Source organism: Thalassotalea profundi (genome assembly GCF_014653195.1).
Lineage (GTDB): Bacteria > Pseudomonadota > Gammaproteobacteria > Enterobacterales > Alteromonadaceae > Thalassotalea_B > Thalassotalea_B profundi.
Map to the genome: position 1 here is coordinate 317,624 of NZ_BNAH01000002.1, position 18,467 is coordinate 336,090.

Here is an 18,467-nt window from a genome sequence, read left to right on the forward strand (position 1 = left end):
TTATAGATTATTTTTTTTCATGTATAAAATGGCATAGCTAGTACAAGGACATTGAGGGCTATAGCAGAGCAGGTTGAGGTTATATGAATAAAAACAACACTTTATTTACCTATCTTTTTAGCGTCTTATTTGCTGAATGTATCCTATTAGGTTTTATTTATGACACTTTGTTATCAGGTATTGTAATAGGTTTACCAGCCTTAATTATTCCCTTATATTTTTATAAAACAGCCCCTCAAGCAGCAATAACAAAGCATGTATCAGCACTTGCTTCTATGATATTTGCTGCGTTACATATCCATCAAGCACATGGGCTTATTGAAGTTCATTTTGAAATATTTATCTTGATGGCTGTTTTAATTATATTTCAAGATTGGCGAGTATTTATTACGGCTATTTTAGTGGTTGCTGTTCATCATTTGTCTTTTTATTTCTTACAAGTAAATAATACAGGCGTCTACATTTTTGATGCCAATAGACTCGCTTTCACCACAGTACTAATCCACGCGATTTATGCCATTGCAGAAGCCATTATTACTGGGCTTATCGCAAAATCAATGAAAAAAAGAAGTGAAGCAGGTAAAGAGCTTTCAATTGTTGCTGAAGCATTAACCGCTGATAAAAACTCTATCGATTTAAGCATTAGAACATCCGCAGAACAAAATAAAACATTACTGTCATTCAATGAACTATTAATACTTTTAAATACTATTATTCAAAGCGTTAAAAATGAAGTCATAGAGTTAAATAACAATGCAACTAACCTAATAAACACTAAAGTTGATTTAGAAGAGTCATCAGCACAGCGACAACAAGAGACGGACAGTATTGCCAGCGCAGCAGAAGAGATGGCAACAACAGTCGCTTCGATTGCTGAAGAAACTAATCAACTAAGCACTCAAATGCAAGAAGCAAGTCAATTCACACAAGCTACAAATTTAGATATTTTAACGATTAATCAACAAAATGAAGCCTTAACTTTAGCATTGACCAAAACTAGTGAACAAGTCAACGAATTAGCCAACTCAACTGATGCTATCTCTACCCTATTGTCCGACATAAGCAGTATTGCCGAGCAAACAAATCTGTTAGCCTTAAATGCTGCTATTGAAGCGGCAAGAGCCGGTGAACAAGGTAGAGGATTTGCTGTAGTAGCAGATGAAGTTAGAGCGTTAGCTAATCGTTCTAAAGAAAGCACCGATAAAATAGGAAAAACGCTCTCACTATTAAATAGTTATTCAAAATCAACCACAGAGTCAATGACTCAAAGTATTGATATAGTTCAATCTGTCATAGTTAGTGCAAATAAAGCACAAGAGCAAATTAATCAGGCGTCAGATCTCGTTGAGCAAGCCAGTGCCGTTTCTATTAATTTAGCTGCTGCGTTAGAACAGCAATCAATCACTACAGATAGTATCGCAAAAAGTTCTGAAACTCTAAGGGCGACAATGCTAACTGACATTGAGAAGGTAGAAGTCCTTGGCCGCGAAGCAAACAGAGTAAGCCATGCTGCTAGCGAAATGGCAAGTAATATTACTCGTTTTAAATAACTTAAACTCGTGAAAAGTAACATTACAATTAAACGTCAGTATCTCATTTTATCTCTCTGGATAATCTTTACAATATTGGCGTTTAGCTATTTTATTAATGCCCAACTTATTAATTTTGATGCAAATAAAAAATTAGACAATATTAACCACAATGAACTAAGCACTTATTTCTCTGCGTACATAGACGATAAAGAAATCGGGGGTAAACAGACGATCATACATTTTTCAAAACCTAATTGTTCATGTCAGCAATATAGTAAACAACATATGAAAGATATTGATAAACTTGCATTTGAAAATGACTTTAATATTAAAAATATTATAATCAATAAAGACACTATAATTCCATCGACCCCTTCAGTCGCTATCATTAATAAGATAGGCGAAGTGATGTACTTTGGTCCCTATGGTCAAGGTATTGCTTGCTCCCAAACTTCAGGTTACGCACAAACCATACTTAATAATCATCTCAAAGGGTATACGGCCAATATTATCATTAAAGAAGCTAAAGGTTGTTATTGTGCGGTATAAAAGGCAGGATATATTCTATAATTATATTTTTCTTTGACGGAACTCAATACTAACTAAATGAAATTTAATGACATATTATTTATTAGTACTTTTTCAATATTAACCATCATCAGCAAATACTCTGTTGCTGAGCAGCTTTCTTTTCATAAATCCAAACGTGATGACAATTATTTATTTGAGTATAGTTGGCGCGATATTAATCACCAAAAACAATCCATAGAATTTTTATTACCTAAAAAAAGCTTATTTACACGTTTTCGTACTTTCAAAACTTATAAAAAGGCTATGGCATCTGAGTTCGTAAAACTATCATTAAAAAAACATCTGCGCGATCAGCCTATAGATAAAGTGCAAATAGAATTTTCAGATCAAAGCGCAGAACTACAAATAAAAGTATCGGGTGAAAGTAATATAGAGGTTAATAACGCCTATCAAAAAATAGAAAAGCTTCAACAAGAATATATGCAGACGTATTTAACCGATAACTATTATCACTTATTTACCATGAATAATGGTATACAAGGTATAAAACCTGATCATACAAGAATTGCGAATGAGTCAGTAGATGACTTAAAAACAGTAAAGCCAGTTATTCTAGAAAAAGTTACCGTTAAAAACATCCGGAAAGTTACTAATTATATACTCGGGTTTATTCAAACGATTCCTTATGAAACATTACAATCTAGAGCCACATCCTCAGGATCCGGCTTTAACACCCCCTTACGACTATTATGGGAAAACAAAGGTGACTGCGACAGCAAAGTTACTCTAACTGTCGCACTGTTACGTGCCTTAATGCCCCGCATAAAAATAGCATTAATATTTATCGATAATCATGCAATTTTTGGTATTGATATACCTGCTGAAAATAATGAAACTACATTGTTATTTGGCGGAACAACATACGTTCTTGCTGACCCTACAGGCCCTCGACTAATGAATGTAGGACAGTTAAGTAATGAAACTAAAAATATTGTGTTAAGTGGCCTATATAGCATTGAAGTTTTTGAATAAAGACTTCTCAAAAGTTACCCTTAGCCAAGGGAAGCGTATAGCTAACACTCTATTCTCAGAAAAAAGATAAAATACTATTAAGTAATATTTCAGCTTTAACGGGTTTCGCAATATGCATATTCATACCTGCCTCCATACTTTGTTTTCGATCGTCTTCTCGGGCGTGGGCTGTCATTGTAATAATCGGTGTATTTACATATTTAGAATGTTTACGAATCTCACGAGCCGTAGTTAACCCATCCATTACAGGCATCTGGATATCCATTAAAATGAGCGAGATATTTTGCTCCGTTGATAATATTTCAAGCGCTACTTGCCCATTTTCAGCAATAATAACCTCTGCTTGCATACTAATGAGTAGTTCCTTGGCAACCAGCTGATTAACTAAGTTATCTTCAACTAATAAAATAGTTAAACCCAATAAATTAGCTTTATCTGCGTTTGCAGTAACTTCTACACTTGAAGTTATATCAGGAGGCGTTAGCGCAATAGTGTGATTCTTATCTCGTAGTAAATCAAAAATATGCAATAAACAATAGCGATACAATGGTTGTTCACATACTACATAAGGTAAATTATTTTCATCAAACCATGCTAAAGCGTTATTATTTTGAACTTGATATGAGTTTTGAAATAACACAAATAAGTCAATATTAATGGCATTATTAAATGTCAGTTGCGTAATAAGTTTATAGGCGCTTTCTGTAATACGTTCACTATCTAGAAAAATGACTAATGGGGATGATTGCTCGCATTCTGGCAGCATTGGTATTTCACTTAACTGTTCGACACAAGTATATAAATGCTCATTCGCTTTTATACTTTCAGGAAAACATTCAGGTAGATCTACAGCAAAATTAACAAAAACGAAATGCTCATCAAGTTGAAAACGATCTGTATGGGATAGATCAACAGCAAGCGGCAATACAAAACAAAATTCAGCACCCTCATCTATATTACTAACAATCTTAATGTCTCCATCCAACAAATTAACAATATGTTTGCAAATAGACAGTCCTAAACCTGAGCCTCCATATTGTCTAGTCATTGACTCATCCGCTTGATGGAATGCTTCAAACAAGTTGTGCTGTTTATCTTTAGGAATCCCAATCCCAGTATCTTTAACGGTAAATTTAATCAGCGCATTATTTTTTTCTGATACGGTATTTTCAATAATAATGTTAATTTGTCCTTGGTGAGTAAATTTAACGGCATTACTAAGTAAATTTGACAGTACTTGTACAAGACGCATCTCATCCGTGATCACTTGCTGAGGCACGTTTGACTTAATATCCACATTAATCTGCAAACCTTTATGCAGGGCAATTCCTATGTTTAATTTAACCGCCTGATGGATAATGCGATCTATACTGCAACTTGCTTTAATAATTGACATATTACCTGATTCAATTTTAGCTAAATCAAGTAACTCATCGACTAAATGTAGTAATGCTGTAGATGCGATCTGAGCATTATCTATATGTATCTTTTGTCCGCTTGATAAGCCTGACTGCATTAGTAGAAAATGCATCCCTTGAATAGCATTAATAGGTGTTCTAATCTCATGACTCATGTTTGCTAAGAATTGGCTTTTCGCAAGGTTGGCTTTTTCTGCTTGAATTTTAGCCTGCTCTAGTGCAGAAGTAATTGCTGTTTGTTCCGTTACATCACGAATAATAATAATCGTTCCAAGTGACTCTTTTTCGCTATTGTAAAATTTTTCTATAAATACCTCATAAGTATTCTCTAGTGTTTCAACTACATTAAGAGTCCCTTTGTCTTGTACTGTATTATAAGGATTTGCATTAAGTAACTGACTTAATTCTTTAGGAAGTAAATCACTTGCTCTATTACCAATAATTTGACTTTCATTAGCCCCTATAAATTTTTCAAAGGCTAAATTACAACCAATAACTTGATGATTCAGATCATTAAAAATTAAGTAATCGGGGATTGCATCCATCACAGAACGTAGAATGCCGTAGTCACGTTGATGTTGATTACTTTTTTCCAAAAGTGCTTGGGTTTTTTCATTTACTCTGATGTCGAGCAATGTATTTTGATCTTTTAATTGCTGTAGTAAACTTCTGTTTTGACTAAAAATATTTTCAACTAATTGAAACCAATGCTCCCAACCTTTAGGCGGTTTAACTTTTCCGTGATCTCCTTTAGCGCTATATGCTATATGTGAAATAAACTGTTGTGTAGGTTTAATAAATGTTCTACGAGTGACCATATATATTAAAGCTAATAAAGCCAGTAAGGCTAAAATAGATAAAATTAAACTCGTAATAAAACGTCCCGTCACATTACTAACAACATCTGTATAAGGTTGATAACTTAGAATAACCCAATCGTTGACAGGCACACGCTTATGTTGAATAAAATAATGCCCAACCCGCTCACCTTGATTATCATTATATAAAGCCTGATAAGTTAATCCTGTTAACTCCTGCGGTAAGTTCTTATGTTTACTCACATTGCCTTTAATTTTTTTATTTTCTATTGTTTTATGAACTAATATATTGTCATTCTTATCGATAATCGCGAGACCATGATCGAAAAGTTCTATTGTGGCTAATTTTTCATGGATTTTACCCAAGCTAATATCAATAACTACAGCCCCAACGGCCTTTTGATCACGAAACACTGCGGCAGCAACAGCGGTATTAAGACCTTTTTCGGCTGCATCCTCATAAGGGAAGGACCAAAATAACTCTTTATTACCTTCTTTTGCTTTTTTAACTCTTTGAATATGAGGATTCTCTATGGTACGCGCGGAATACTGCCATGTTTCACGACTAATCCACGGATATAAGCTTATAAATTTAGAAAAAGACACATAGTAAAACCAATTCGCATCACTATTAGCCTTTTCAGCGGCTGCAAATGCTGGGGTAAGTGCATTAGCCATAGTCAGCTCTTCTTTAACGTGATCTGACAATGTTGCTAACTGCCCTATTCCAGTTATGTTTACACTTAAAGGCTGGCGATAATCAATAACGTCATGCGAGGGTTTTTCTAAATAAAATCGTTCGTTATCTTGAAGTAAACGAGGGAAAGTTGCTGATAGTTCTGTCGGATTATCTAGGTAGTAATTAGCAAAATCACGCATGCCTGAAAGCGCATTAACTGACTGAGACAATATGTTATTGAGAAAAACAGTTTCTTTACTGAGTGTTTGAAATTGCGTTTTTTTATAATTTTCTAGTTCACCTAAATATTTAATTCCCGCCAATATAAATGCAGTGACAACTAGCACGAAAAACACAAAAATTATTGAAGTATGATAACTAGAAACTAGATTGTTTTTAGATTTTAAAATTGCCATAGAACTTAATATAATCCTTTTCTTAAGTTTTACACTATGCCATATTCGAGAATAAAAACACCACTTTTGACTTTTTAAAAAGCCTTATTTGATATCTTTATCGCTATAAATATTTCATTACCTCGTGAATCACTTAATATTCAAAGCAGTTGATGACATTAAATTATGTTTCGGTATTAATTAACTTATGAAGCACTGGGCTTGTAGTTGTATAAAGTGTCGCTACTCGTTTGGTTGTATCCATTGCTTGTTTAATCGCAAACGCAGCAAGTGCTGCTTCATGAAAACCACTTAATATAAGCTTTCTTTTACCTGGATAATCATTTATATCACCAACGGCATAAATTCCTGGAATAGATGTTTCAAATTTTTCTGTATCGACACAAATTTGATGATGATTCATTTCTAAATTCCAATTAGCAATGGCTCCTACCTTGGGAGATAAACCAAAAAACACAAGTAAATGATCAAGGTCGACGCTTCTTTTAATACCTGCTGATTGCACAATAACTTTGCTAAGCAAGCCTTCTTTTTGTTGATAATCGACAACTTGACCACATAAAAATTGCATTTGATAGTTGTCACAAAGTTGTTCCATTTTAGCAACGCTCGCTTGAGATGCTCTAAAGTTACTACTTCTATGAATGAGTAATACACTTTGCGCTATTGGCTGTAAATTCAACGCCCAATCAAAGGCGCTGTCACCGCCGCCTAAAACAACAACATTTTTGTCTTTAAATAACACTTTATCTTTAACATGATAAAAAAGTTGTTTATTTTCAAAATCTTCTATGCCTTTAACTTTTAAACGCACTGGCTCGAAAGCACCATTTCCTGCAGCTATGATTACAGCTTTACATTGAACTAATCGGTTTCTATCCGTTTTTACAGCAAAGTTCCTTTCACTTTCTTTGTTCACCTCGGTCACTTTTTCAGACATAAGGTATGTAGGCATAAATGGGGAAGCTTGTTTGGCTAGGTTATTAATGATGGATTGTGCCGATGCTACTGGGATAGCAGGAATATCATAAATAGGCTTATCAGGATAAAGCTGTGAACATTGTCCGCCTATTTCTGGAACACTATCAATAACAACAGCTTTAAGTCCTTGTAATCCTAATTCAAATATTTGAAATAGCCCAACGGGGCCTGCACCAATAATCACTACATCAGTTTCTATTATTTTCATAAATACTCCTTTGTAAATTGACTTTACCGATAATCTTATATAACAACCGATAGATACATTTTATATGCATGTTATAACATACATTTTATATGATGCATATTAAATGTATGTTATTATTTTTTAGTAGTGCCAATTAAGATTAAAGGACTTTACATGCAACTCACTCGTCACACAGATTACGGTATAAGAATTTTGATTTATCTTGCTCTTTTACCTAAAGAAGATAAAGCCAGTATAGATACAATAAGCGCCCTATACGATATATCTAGAAATAATGTGAATAAAATAGTTCATCAATTAGGTAAAGCAAAAGTTATCGAAACTAGACGAGGTAAAGGCGGCGGTTTTTTTCTAGATCAACATCCTGAAAATATCAATTTAGGTGACGTAGTCATGCTATTGGAAAATACCCTAGAAGTTATCGATTGTGAAAATCAAAAGTGTCGGATTCTGCCAGCTTGCTCATTTAAAGGCATAATTAATGAAGCGAGCACAGCTTTTATTGATGTGCTAAGAAAGTATACGCTTGATGATTTGATTAAAAGTTCTAAACAAGATTTTACTACTATTTTTAACTTATCGTTTTAAACACACTTTTTAATCTAATTAATTTACCACTAAAAAGGATTAATCCATGAACAATAAGAATCAGTCGTACTTATCAAACTCTTTGATAAAAAAGAGTCTTATTTCAACTGTAATAATGTTTTTAGCTTGTTTATCTGTTCATTTACTCACATTATTGGGGTTAGCTGGTGCTATTGCCTATATTGGGGAAATAGAGCACGCACTATTATTTTTAACGATAACCAGCTTTTGTCTTACGATTATTGTCATATATAAACATAAGAAAAATGGGAAATGTCCACATTAAAAATCACTGAATACTAAATAAGTATAGCGCTTAAATCAGCAAAGCACAGCGTTATACTGTGCTTTGCTAATGCATTAATTTCAGATACAAAAATTTATTATAAATTTTCTTCAGCAAAAGATGCTAAGCGACTTCGTACCACTCCGTTAAGGTTAATAGTCGAACTGCCGGGGAAGTCTTTAAAGCGTTCAACTATATAAGTTAAACCTGAAGTTAACGCATTTAAATAGTTACTATCAATTTGCGCAAGGTTTCCTGAACAAATAATTTTAGTACCTTCACCACAACGGGTAATTATAGTTTTTAATTGAGAGGCTGTAAGGTTTTGACACTCATCAAGTAATACAAATGCATTTTGAATACTTCGGCCTCGCATAAAGTTAACACTCTTAAATTGAATATTAGCTTTGTCCATGATGTAGTTCAAACTACCTTTCATATTTTCATCTTGTTTGTGCAGCACCTCTAAAGAATCAGTGATAGCCGCTAACCAAGGCGCCATTTTTTCCTCTTCCGTTCCAGGAAGAAAACCAATAGATTCAGCAATTTCAGGCGTGCTTCTCGTGACAATGATTTTATCGTATAACCCACGTTCAACAACCTGTTCTAGTGCTGAAGCTAATGCCAATAATGTTTTACCGCTACCTGCTGGCCCGGTTAAAATAACTAAATCAATAGCAGGATCTAGCAAAGCATCCATCGCCATGCCTTGATAAATATTTTTAGGTGATATCCCCCAAGCATTTTTTGCCATTAAACGCTCACGGCTTAGGTCTGCAAATGAGAAATTGTCTTCATCATACCCGGTAATTTTACCGGCAAAATGTTCACCTTCATCAATCAAATATTCATTCATATATACGCTTGGTAAAAGTTCTCGTTTAACATAATGGGTTGTATTTCTCCCTTCTGTTTCACTTTCACAACTTTGAACATTTTCCCAGAAATCACCATCGAACGTGTGATAGCCTTTAGTAAGAAATTGAATATCATTAATAAGTTGGTCGGTACGGTAATCTTCAACATGAAGTAAACCAGCCCCCTTAGCTTTTAGACGCATATTAATGTCTTTAGTTACTAAAACAACTTTTTTACTTTTTTGAGTATTTTGGATATGTATAGCAGTGTTAATAATACGGTTATCGTTTTCATTATATGACAAATTTCCCGTTACACGCTCCAAAGAAAAGTCATTAAAAATAGATAAACATCCACTTGCATTAGTCTCAGTACTATTCGGTAAGGGTACACCAGCAAGAACCTGCTCTGGTGTTGCATTGGCTAGCGCATCTTCAAGTGCTCTTATAGCAACTCGTGCATCACGGCTAACATCTCTTTTTCTATCTTTAATTGAATCAAGTTCTTCTAAAACGGTCATCGGCACAACAACGTCGTGCTCTTTAAAGGAAAGAAATGCAAAAGGTTCATGGAGTAAAATATTCGTATCTAAAATGTAGATTATTTTTTCTTCATTCATATAAAGATGTCCAAATTCAGTAATGAAAATTGGTCAACATTTATCTTAGATAGCGAGTTGAATAGCGCCTTCGTCTCGCTTAAAAATGTTGACATTAACTAGCCTAACAATCTGAGTCCTTGAGAGAAGATATATCCACTTTGCCACCTTATTACGACGGTGGCAAGGCTAATGCCCATAGATTTATTAAATATTTTTTTCTATTAAAAAACGCTTTTTTCACTCTACACATTATGGCAGTATGAGGGGTTAGTTCGATTTGATTTATAATGTAAAACTTTTACCTTTTACAGAAATATTCCTCCCTTTACCGTAAAAATTCAGAATTTTTTAATGATCACAACTATGATTAACGTTACCATAGCGCCCTTTTTTCGCCTTATGCTAATTAGATTAAATTATTGTCAAATTAACATCATGCACAAATGCTAGTTTTGGAGTTATTTTTTTATGTCGTTTTACCCTGGTCAACGTTGGATTAGTGATGGAGAGTCAGATCAAGGATTAGGTACTGTAACTACAGTTGAAGGTCGTTTTGTAACCATTATGTTTACAGCAACCGGCGACATTAGAAAATACGCCATAGAAAACGCCCCCTTAACACGAGTGATTTTTAATGAGGGCGATACAATTCCCAGCCATGAAGGTTGGAAGTTAACCATTGAAAATATTGATGAAGGTTCATTAATTACTTATCACGGCACACGCTCAGATACCGGCGAAAAAGTTAGCTTAAAAGAAGTGATGATAGATCACTTTATCAAATTTAATAAACCGCATGACAGATTACTTAACGGACAAGTTGATAGACTTGATTGGTACCGTTTACGTAAAGACAGTTTGCAACATCAATTTAATCAACAACAATCAGAATTAACTGGACTTACTGGTGGGCGCGTAAGTTTAATTCCCCACCAATTACATATTGCAGAAGAAGTTGGTACACGATTCGCACCACGTGTATTACTTGCCGATGAAGTTGGTTTAGGCAAAACCATTGAAGCTGGACTTATTATTCATCAACAATTGGTTACTGGGCGAGCACAACGTATTTTAATTATTGTACCTGAATCATTAATGCATCAATGGCTTGTTGAAATGCTCAGACGCTTTAACTTAAAGTTTAGTATTTTTGATGACAGTCGTTGCCAAGAAAGCGATCAAGAAAACCCATTTAGTTCAGAACAATTAGTACTGGTTAATTTAGACTTTATTACTAAAAATCCACAATGGTACGAAGCACTAATTGAAGAAGAATGGGATCTAATGGTCGTAGATGAAGCCCATCACTTAAGTTGGCAAGTTGATAATATCAGTACTGAATATTTATGTATTGAGCAACTCGCACAAACAGTTCCTGGTGTATTATTATTAACGGCAACACCCGACCAATTAGGGCATGAAGGCCACTTTGCGCGCTTACGCCTACTTGATCCTGATCGCTTTTTTGATTACCAAAAATTTATTGAAGAAGAGCAACATTATACTGAAGTTGCTGATGCAGCTAATGCCCTAGTTAGTAAGGAAACGCTTACCAACGAACAAAAACACACCTTAACGAACTTGTTAAAAGAAGGTGATATCACAAGCTTACTAGTACAATTAAATAATGCGGAGCAAAATATCCAAGAAGATGCTCGTCAGCAATTACTCAACCAGTTACTCGATCGACACGGCACAGGACGTATTCTTTTTAGAAATAGTAGAAATACCATAAAAGGCTTTCCTACAAGACAACTTAATGCGCAAGCATTAGTAATGCCTGAAGAGTACCAAGAAAAAATTGAAGACTTTTTATTAAGTGGTGACGTTAACTCTAGCAATCCTAAAGCTAAGTATATTTATACGCCTGAAATATTATATACCCTTGATAGTCATGACAATTGGTATGATATAGACCCACGAGTAAACTACTTAATTGATCTATTAAAATCGCTTAATAAAGATAAAGTTTTAGTGATTTGTTCAAACGCCCAAACGGCCATTGACTTAGAAGTTGCTTTAAGAGTTAAAGAAGGTATGCGGGCTGCTGTATTCCATGAAGGGTTATCTATTTTTGAACGAGATCGCGCAGCAGCTTACTTTGCTCAAGATGAAGATAGTGCCCAAGTACTGCTATGCTCTGAAATAGGTAGCGAAGGTCGTAATTTTCAGTTTGCACACCATTTAGTGCTATTTGATTTACCCAACAATCCTGACCTATTAGAGCAACGAATTGGCCGACTTGACCGTATTGGTCAAACCGATACTATTCAAATTCACGTGCCTTACTTTGAAAACTCTGCACAGCAAATTTTATTTGATTGGTATCAACACAGTCTGCAAGCTTTTGAACACACTTGTATTACAGGTCGTGCAGTTTATGAAGCGTTCAGTGAGCAATTATTTAAATTATCACTTGAAGCTGATCCGCAATCAGCTGAAAAAATACAACTCATTGAAGAGTGTAAAACGCTGCATTTGTCCATTAAAAAAGAACTAGAAACAGGTCGAGACAAACTATTAGAACTGAACTCTTCAGGGCAAGGCAAAGCCGCCAGCTTGGTTGAGCGTGTAGAAAAGCAAGATAACGATATTTATTTACCACAATATATGTTTCAAGTATTTGATGTATTTGGTATTGCTCAAGATGACAAGTCAGATAATGCTATTGCGTTACAGCCAACAGAGCATATGATCTGCGCTAACTTCCCATACTTACCAGAAGACGGTACAACAATAACCTTTAATAGAGATACCGCGCTAGCTTGTGAAGATTATCAATTATTAACTTGGGATCACCCCATGGTAAAAGGAGCGATGGATCTTGTTTTATCTGATGAAACAGGTAACTCAACTATAGGACTGTTAAAGAATCCCGCTCTTCCCGCAGGCACATTCTTTTTAGAGTGTTTATTCACCATCGAAGCAATGGCACCGAGTAAACTACAATTAGGTCGCTATTTACCTATCACTCCACTAAGGGTCTTAGTTGATAAATCAGGTAATAATTTAGCGGATAAAGTCAGCGAAAATGTGCTCGACCAACAACTATCTCCAGTAAAGAAACAAATTGCGTTACAATTAGTTAAGGCCTTAAAAGATCAAGTAACTCCTTTGGTTACTAAGGCAGAAAGTCATGCACAAAAATTAGTCGAAGCTATTCAAACAAAAGCCTTAACAAGCATGACAACTAAACTCAGCCAAGAGCATGAAAGATTAACAGCACTAAAAGCAATCAATCCAAATGTACGACAGGAAGAGCTAGACTTTATTAACCTTCAACAAAAAGAATTAAGCCATTACATCAACAATGCTCAATTAAAATTTGAAGCTGTGCGCTTAATTGTTGTTAGTAATTAAATGTTATACCTAAACCGTAGAGCGTACTAATGGCGGCTAACCCAGATTTTATTTATCAACCCCCAATGTCACCCTATCTTGATATTATTTATCAAGATAGCGATATTGTCGTTTTAAATAAAAGTAGTGGACTACTTACGGTACCTGGTCGACTCGACGAACATAAAGACTGCTTACAACATAGAGTTCAGCGAGTTCTTCCTACAGCAACAATTGTTCATCGTTTAGATATGGCAACTTCCGGCATTATCATCATGGCATTAAATAAACCTGCTCATGTTGAAATAAGTCGGCAATTTGAGAAAAGATTAACCGAAAAAAGTTATATTGCTCGTGTGTATGGGAAATTAAAAAATCAAACCGGCACTGTGGATAAGCCTCTTATTTGTGACTGGCCTAATCGTCCAATGCAAAAAGTGGACGAGGAACATGGTAAAAAAGCACTAACTCACTACAAAGTACTTGAGTATAGTGAAGAAAGCACTCTTGTTCAGCTCATACCTGTTACCGGACGTTCACATCAATTAAGAGTACATATGCTTTCACTTGGTCATCCCATTCTAGGCGACAGGTTATATGCCCATGAAAAAGCATTAACCATCAGTCCTCGGTTGCAGCTACACGCATACGTATTAACGTTATTACACCCTAAAAGCCAAGAAAAAATGACATTCAAAGTTGATTGTCCTTTTCATTAACCCAAAAATTAAGCTGTTTTTGAACTCTTCTTTTGTCGAGAAATTCTAAAATATACAGCCGTAAGCACTAAAATAAGAAAAGTAGGAATTGCTGCGTATAACATTGAAGGTAGTAATTCAAAAGCAGAAAATGCTGTTAAGCTAATCAGGTATATCGAAGGTAAAGCCAGCCAAAATGGGTGTTCGCTTGCACAAACATTAAAGCCTTTGGTCATTATCACAAGTAATATTCCAGAGAATAAAATGGCTAAACTCGCAGTTACACCACCAGAATAATGAGCTATAGAAAAACCTGATGGGGGGGGAATAGTATCAAAAAAAGACGTTGTACTACCGATATTCACCAACCATATGTACGATGCCGCAAATACACAACCAAACACTAAAGAACCGAACTTTTTATTCACTTTAAACAAGCCAATATTCCTTTTAATTATTGTTATTATTTGCCTCGTTTATATATTAAGTTTATTTTTCATGCAAGAAGTATGTAAATTGAGCTATTCGTTTAATTAAACAACACCCCTTAATTAAAGTAATACTTAATTCACTTAAACTTCCCAAATAAATATAGCTTCATATGCCTCAACTAAGCTAAATCCCTCTATAAATCAGCAGATAATATTAAAGTTTCTACCGAATTTTACATATGTAATAAACTCCTCAGAAAAAATAGATAAATTAAGCTAAGATTGTCATATAATTAAGGCATTATTGTCTTTAAGTTTATTAAATTAGGTTATTTAATTATGAAAATTATTGCTACATTCTTAGTTGTTATATTAATGTTATTGGGTGGTGCTTTGTGGTTTTTAGCAGACGGATCACTTAATGAATTTGTTAAATCACAAATTGAAAAAGTAGGCTTATCTGTAACAGAGCAAAAAGTCAGTGTTGATACCGTTGATATTAGGCTTACGGAAGGTGCCGGTACCATCAAAGGATTAAAGCTACCTAATCCTACCGGCTATGATTATTCAAATGCGTTTACTTTAGGTGAAACGACTTTAGACTTAAATTTAAGTAGTCTAACCAAAGAGCCCATTATTATTGACGCTGTCATTATAAAAGCGCCAGAGGCATTTGTTCAATTAAAAGCAGATGGTAGCTCTAATATTAAAGACTTAATTGATATTATGAATAAAAATATCGGTAGTAATAGTGCTGAAGTTGAAACATCAGACTCAACAGCACCTGAGCCTAAAATTGCTGTGACTAAAGTTATATTAGAAAATACCAATCTTACACTTGATTTAACGGCTTTTGGTAATAAAGCACATAAAGTCACTATGCCTAATATTTATTTAAATAACATAGGTGGTACGGCAGGATTACCTGCGAGCGAACTTGGCTCTGCGATTGTAAAAGAAGCGTTATCAGCAATTTGGAAAGAAGCCAAAAAAGAGCAAGAAGAAGCTCTTAAAGATAAAGTGAAAGAAAAATTAAAAGATAAAGCAAAAGAAGAACTAGGTAAGTTGTTTGGTAATTAATCAACAATAATAAAAGTATTTACTTGAAAAGGATAATAACCATAGTAATCTAATGGTTAAATTTGGTAAAAGGATACCTAAGTATGCCTCAGAATAAAGTTATCTTGGCACTTATATTAAGTTTATGTTTATTAAGTCTTAAATCTTTAGCAACAGACTTTGAAATAACACCCTTCGTTGGTCAAATGAAAAGTTCAGATTTAGTTATGACTTCTGTTGACAGTGATATATCACTGTCAACAGGGACAAATATTGGTCTAGGTATCGCATGGCAAGATACACCAAATGGTCAAGGACAGATTTTAATAAACTTTGTAAATCACGATTTTACCGGAAGTGTTAACCAAGAAAAACAGTCGCTTGATATTCTCTATACTCACTTTAATGGTATCGCACAATTTCGCCAGCAAAATTACTTAACAACGCTTTCTTTAGGGTTAGGGGGGGCGTATTTTCAAAGTGATCACGATGAAGAGTTATACGCTTCAGCCACTATAGCAGTTGGTACACAATATAAAATCAATGACAACTTTTCTTTTGTAACTGAGTTAAGAGGTTATGCAACACTCGTTGATAAAGAAGATGCATTATTTTGCCAAGCTGAACAATGCCATGCTCAATTTGAAGATAGTGTATTCATGGAAGCTAATATTTCTATTGGTATTGCTTATAAGTTTTAGTTTGTCACTACAAATTTTCACCAAAATTAATTTAGATTATTAATAAGAGCTTTCATAAAGATGTCAACTTTACAATTTATCTATGTAACCGATACTGCAGGCCAATACACTTACGTTAATGATAACTTTTGCAAAATGAGTCAGTATAATGAGCAAGAGTTACTATCTATGTATAGTAGTTCATTAACTCATAGCGAAATGCCGACAGCGGTTATCAGAGAAATACAAGGCACTCTATCTCAAGGCTATTCATGGCAAGGGATACTAAGAATAAAAGATAGTTCAGGCGATAGCCAGTGGCTTGATGCGTTTATCACACCACAGTATCAACAAGGTACAATTGTTGGTTATCAAACCATCTGCCAATTAGCTAGTAAAAAACGAATAGCAAAAGCACAAAAGATTTATCAAGGGCTAAATAATAATAGCTCTTGGGTTACATTCGAATTAACCAAAAATCATAAATTTATATTTTTAGTTATTCTTACTTTAATTGGTCAAGGAATTATTTTTGTCAAACTTGGTTTAGCCACATCGATTATTGTTGCTTGCAGTGCGATGGCTCCAATACTCATTTTTTGGCAAGATATAATACCGACCGCGATCAGAGCCCAAAAACTACAATCAATTTATGATTCTATATCTAGAAAGGTCTATTTTGGCTCAGGCACAGCCAGTGTATTTGATTTTAATTTTTCAATGATTAAAACTAAATTAAAAGCTATTTTAGAACGTACACTAGATGCTTCTTCACCAATTAAAAACGTATTAGCTAAAGTGTTGTCTGGTATAGACTTAACACGAAACAATTTACAGCACCAAAAAGATAAAATTGATTTACTCGGTGGTGCTATGGAGCAAATGCAAGCATCTACTACAGAAATAGCTAACAGTACGATCACTGCCGCTAATGATATAGATGACACATACAAACAATGTGAATTAGCAAAAAATGGCATTGATGATACAACAAATAAAATTAAACACTTAGCATTAGCAGTTGAAAACGCTTCAGCTTCAGCGGGTAATTTAACCGACTCAGCCAACAATGTGGGTGAATTGATGGAAGGAATTCAATCTATAGCCGACCAAACAAATTTATTAGCGTTAAACGCCGCAATTGAAGCAGCTAGAGCTGGCGAGCAAGGTAGAGGATTTGCTGTCGTTGCAGACGAAGTAAGAAGCTTATCGTCGCGCACACAAGACTCAGCTAAACAAATTCATGAACGCCTATCAATTATGTTAGCAACAATTGAAGATTGGGTTAACTTAATGAATAAAAATAAAGAAGAAGCTGAATTTTGTGTGGCAACTGCAGATGAATCGAATATAAAAATTACTCAGGTCGTAGAACAGTTAGAAAAAGTGAATAGCACAGCCAACCGCATAGCAAGATCCGCAGAAGAACAAAATGCTATTTCAAATGAAATGAATAACCATATTCTTAGCGTTAAAGAAACCATTGAACAAACTTGGTCACAGACCGATGTAGTTGCTGAGCAAATGACAACGTTAGAGCACACTGTTGATGAAATAGCCAATGTTGCCAGTACATTTATACCTAACAAACACTAAATAAGTTTACGGAGAAAGTTAAAATGAAAAAAGCGATTATGACCATTTTTTGCTGTGTTACTCTAATAGCATGTGCTCCAGAAGTTGGCACTAAAAAATGGTGTGAACAATTAAAAGAAAAGCCTAAAGGTGATTGGACAGCAACTGAAGCAAAAGATTACACTAAACATTGTCTTTTCAAGTAATATCTTTTCAGCGCGACAGATAAAAATAAAAAGAGGCTATCAAGCCTCTTTTTTAATTAAAATGTTTATATCTTCAACCAAACTCACACTAGGACGCTCTACAATTTTTCCAATAAGTTTATTATCTAGGAAAATCAAAAACGTCGGTGTAAACTGTATTTCAGCTTCAACAGCTCGCCCTAATGGCTCTGTTTTTTCATAGTCTAAGGCAATTAATTTAATTGCTACGTCATCATTCATCGCTTTTAATAATCGTGGCACTTCCCTTTCGCTATCATGGCACCAAGTACCAAAAAAAACCTCAACTCTCATATTTTTCGGCCAAGACTTAACTAAATCAGCGTCTTTATTTGATAGAGTAAACATTTCATACTCTTCATTAAATGTATGATAAGTAGAGAGCAATTGTTTTACTGTTATATCACCAGTGGCCATAGGCGGTATTACTCTCTGTTGACCGCCAAAGCATGCACAACCACTTATCGTTAAGCAAAGTACAATAAGTAAGGTTTTTATATACGTTTTCATAAA

At 34.6% G+C, this 18,467-nt stretch carries 16 protein-coding genes; 11 read left to right on the forward strand and 5 right to left on the reverse strand.

What is annotated here, in order from left to right; all coding sequences use genetic code 11:
* Positions 1–83 precede the first annotated feature (83 nt).
* The 3 genes from IE155_RS03590 to IE155_RS03600 are packed head-to-tail and all read left to right on the forward strand — an operon-like array spanning position 84 to position 3,095.
* Positions 84–1,550 carry a methyl-accepting chemotaxis protein gene (locus tag IE155_RS03590; protein WP_189376735.1) on the forward strand — a complete coding sequence of 489 codons (1,467 nt, stop codon included), beginning with the start codon at positions 84–86 and terminating at the stop codon, positions 1,548–1,550.
* Between the two features lie 9 nt (positions 1,551–1,559).
* The gene (locus tag IE155_RS03595; protein WP_189376736.1) at positions 1,560–2,081 is read left to right on the forward strand and encodes a DUF6436 domain-containing protein; all 522 of its coding nucleotides are present in this window, start codon (positions 1,560–1,562) and stop codon (positions 2,079–2,081) included.
* 57 nt (positions 2,082–2,138) lie between these two features.
* Entirely contained in the window at positions 2,139–3,095 is a 957-nt protein-coding gene (locus tag IE155_RS03600) for a hypothetical protein (RefSeq protein WP_189376737.1), read from the forward strand.
* Positions 3,096–3,150: 55 nt separating this feature from the next.
* Here the strand turns inward: IE155_RS03600 and IE155_RS03605 are convergent, their stop codons facing one another.
* Positions 3,151–6,426 carry an ATP-binding protein gene (locus tag IE155_RS03605; protein WP_189376738.1) on the reverse strand — a complete coding sequence of 1,092 codons (3,276 nt, stop codon included), beginning with the start codon at positions 6,424–6,426 and terminating at the stop codon, positions 3,151–3,153.
* 163 nt (positions 6,427–6,589) lie between these two features.
* Positions 6,590–7,615 carry an NAD(P)/FAD-dependent oxidoreductase gene (locus IE155_RS03610; protein ID WP_189376739.1) on the reverse strand — a complete coding sequence of 342 codons (1,026 nt, stop codon included), beginning with the start codon at positions 7,613–7,615 and terminating at the stop codon, positions 6,590–6,592.
* A gap of 153 nt (positions 7,616–7,768) precedes the next feature.
* Between IE155_RS03610 and IE155_RS03615 the strand changes: the two genes are divergently transcribed.
* Both IE155_RS03615 and IE155_RS03620 read left to right on the forward strand, forming a co-directional pair.
* Entirely contained in the window at positions 7,769–8,203 is a 435-nt protein-coding gene (locus tag IE155_RS03615; RefSeq protein WP_189376740.1) for an RrF2 family transcriptional regulator, read from the forward strand.
* 46 nt (positions 8,204–8,249) lie between these two features.
* Positions 8,250–8,489: a hypothetical protein gene (locus IE155_RS03620; RefSeq protein WP_189376741.1), complete on the forward strand. Its 240-nt coding sequence runs from the start codon at positions 8,250–8,252 to the stop codon at positions 8,487–8,489.
* A 97-nt stretch (positions 8,490–8,586) separates the two neighbouring features.
* Here the strand turns inward: IE155_RS03620 and IE155_RS03625 are convergent, their stop codons facing one another.
* Complete coding sequence (locus IE155_RS03625) at positions 8,587–9,966, reverse strand: PhoH family protein (RefSeq protein WP_189376742.1); 1,380 nt, start codon at positions 9,964–9,966, stop codon at positions 8,587–8,589.
* Between the two features lie 450 nt (positions 9,967–10,416).
* Between IE155_RS03625 and rapA the strand changes: the two genes are divergently transcribed.
* The gene (gene rapA / locus IE155_RS03630) at positions 10,417–13,308 is read left to right on the forward strand and encodes an RNA polymerase-associated protein RapA (RefSeq protein ID WP_189376743.1); all 2,892 of its coding nucleotides are present in this window, start codon (positions 10,417–10,419) and stop codon (positions 13,306–13,308) included.
* Between the two features lie 29 nt (positions 13,309–13,337).
* Positions 13,338–14,006, forward strand: a complete 669-nt coding sequence (rluA, locus tag IE155_RS03635; protein ID WP_189376744.1) for a bifunctional tRNA pseudouridine(32) synthase/23S rRNA pseudouridine(746) synthase RluA — start codon at positions 13,338–13,340, stop codon at positions 14,004–14,006.
* An 8-nt stretch (positions 14,007–14,014) separates the two neighbouring features.
* Here rluA and IE155_RS03640 read toward each other — a convergent pair whose 3' ends face one another.
* On the reverse strand, positions 14,015–14,422 hold the full coding sequence (locus IE155_RS03640; protein WP_189376745.1) for a hypothetical protein: 408 nt from the start codon (positions 14,420–14,422) through the stop codon (positions 14,015–14,017).
* Between the two features lie 333 nt (positions 14,423–14,755).
* Between IE155_RS03640 and IE155_RS03645 the strand changes: the two genes are divergently transcribed.
* The 4 genes from IE155_RS03645 to IE155_RS03660 all read left to right on the forward strand — a co-directional run bounded on the left by IE155_RS03645 (position 14,756) and on the right by IE155_RS03660 (position 17,936).
* Positions 14,756–15,496 (forward strand): AsmA family protein, encoded by a 741-nt coding sequence (locus IE155_RS03645; protein ID WP_189376746.1) that lies wholly within the window; start codon positions 14,756–14,758, stop codon positions 15,494–15,496.
* Positions 15,497–15,579: 83 nt separating this feature from the next.
* Positions 15,580–16,176, forward strand: coding sequence for an outer membrane beta-barrel protein (locus IE155_RS03650; protein ID WP_189376747.1), 597 nt, complete (start codon positions 15,580–15,582; stop codon positions 16,174–16,176).
* Between the two features lie 60 nt (positions 16,177–16,236).
* Positions 16,237–17,751 carry a methyl-accepting chemotaxis protein gene (locus IE155_RS03655; protein WP_189376748.1) on the forward strand — a complete coding sequence of 505 codons (1,515 nt, stop codon included), beginning with the start codon at positions 16,237–16,239 and terminating at the stop codon, positions 17,749–17,751.
* Positions 17,752–17,774: 23 nt separating this feature from the next.
* The gene (locus IE155_RS03660; RefSeq protein ID WP_189376749.1) at positions 17,775–17,936 is read left to right on the forward strand and encodes a DUF3012 domain-containing protein; all 162 of its coding nucleotides are present in this window, start codon (positions 17,775–17,777) and stop codon (positions 17,934–17,936) included.
* 39 nt (positions 17,937–17,975) lie between these two features.
* Here the strand turns inward: IE155_RS03660 and IE155_RS03665 are convergent, their stop codons facing one another.
* A complete protein-coding gene (locus IE155_RS03665; RefSeq protein WP_189376750.1) occupies positions 17,976–18,464 on the reverse strand; it encodes a thioredoxin family protein in 489 nt (162 codons plus the stop codon).
* Between the last annotated feature and the right edge of the window lie 3 nt (positions 18,465–18,467).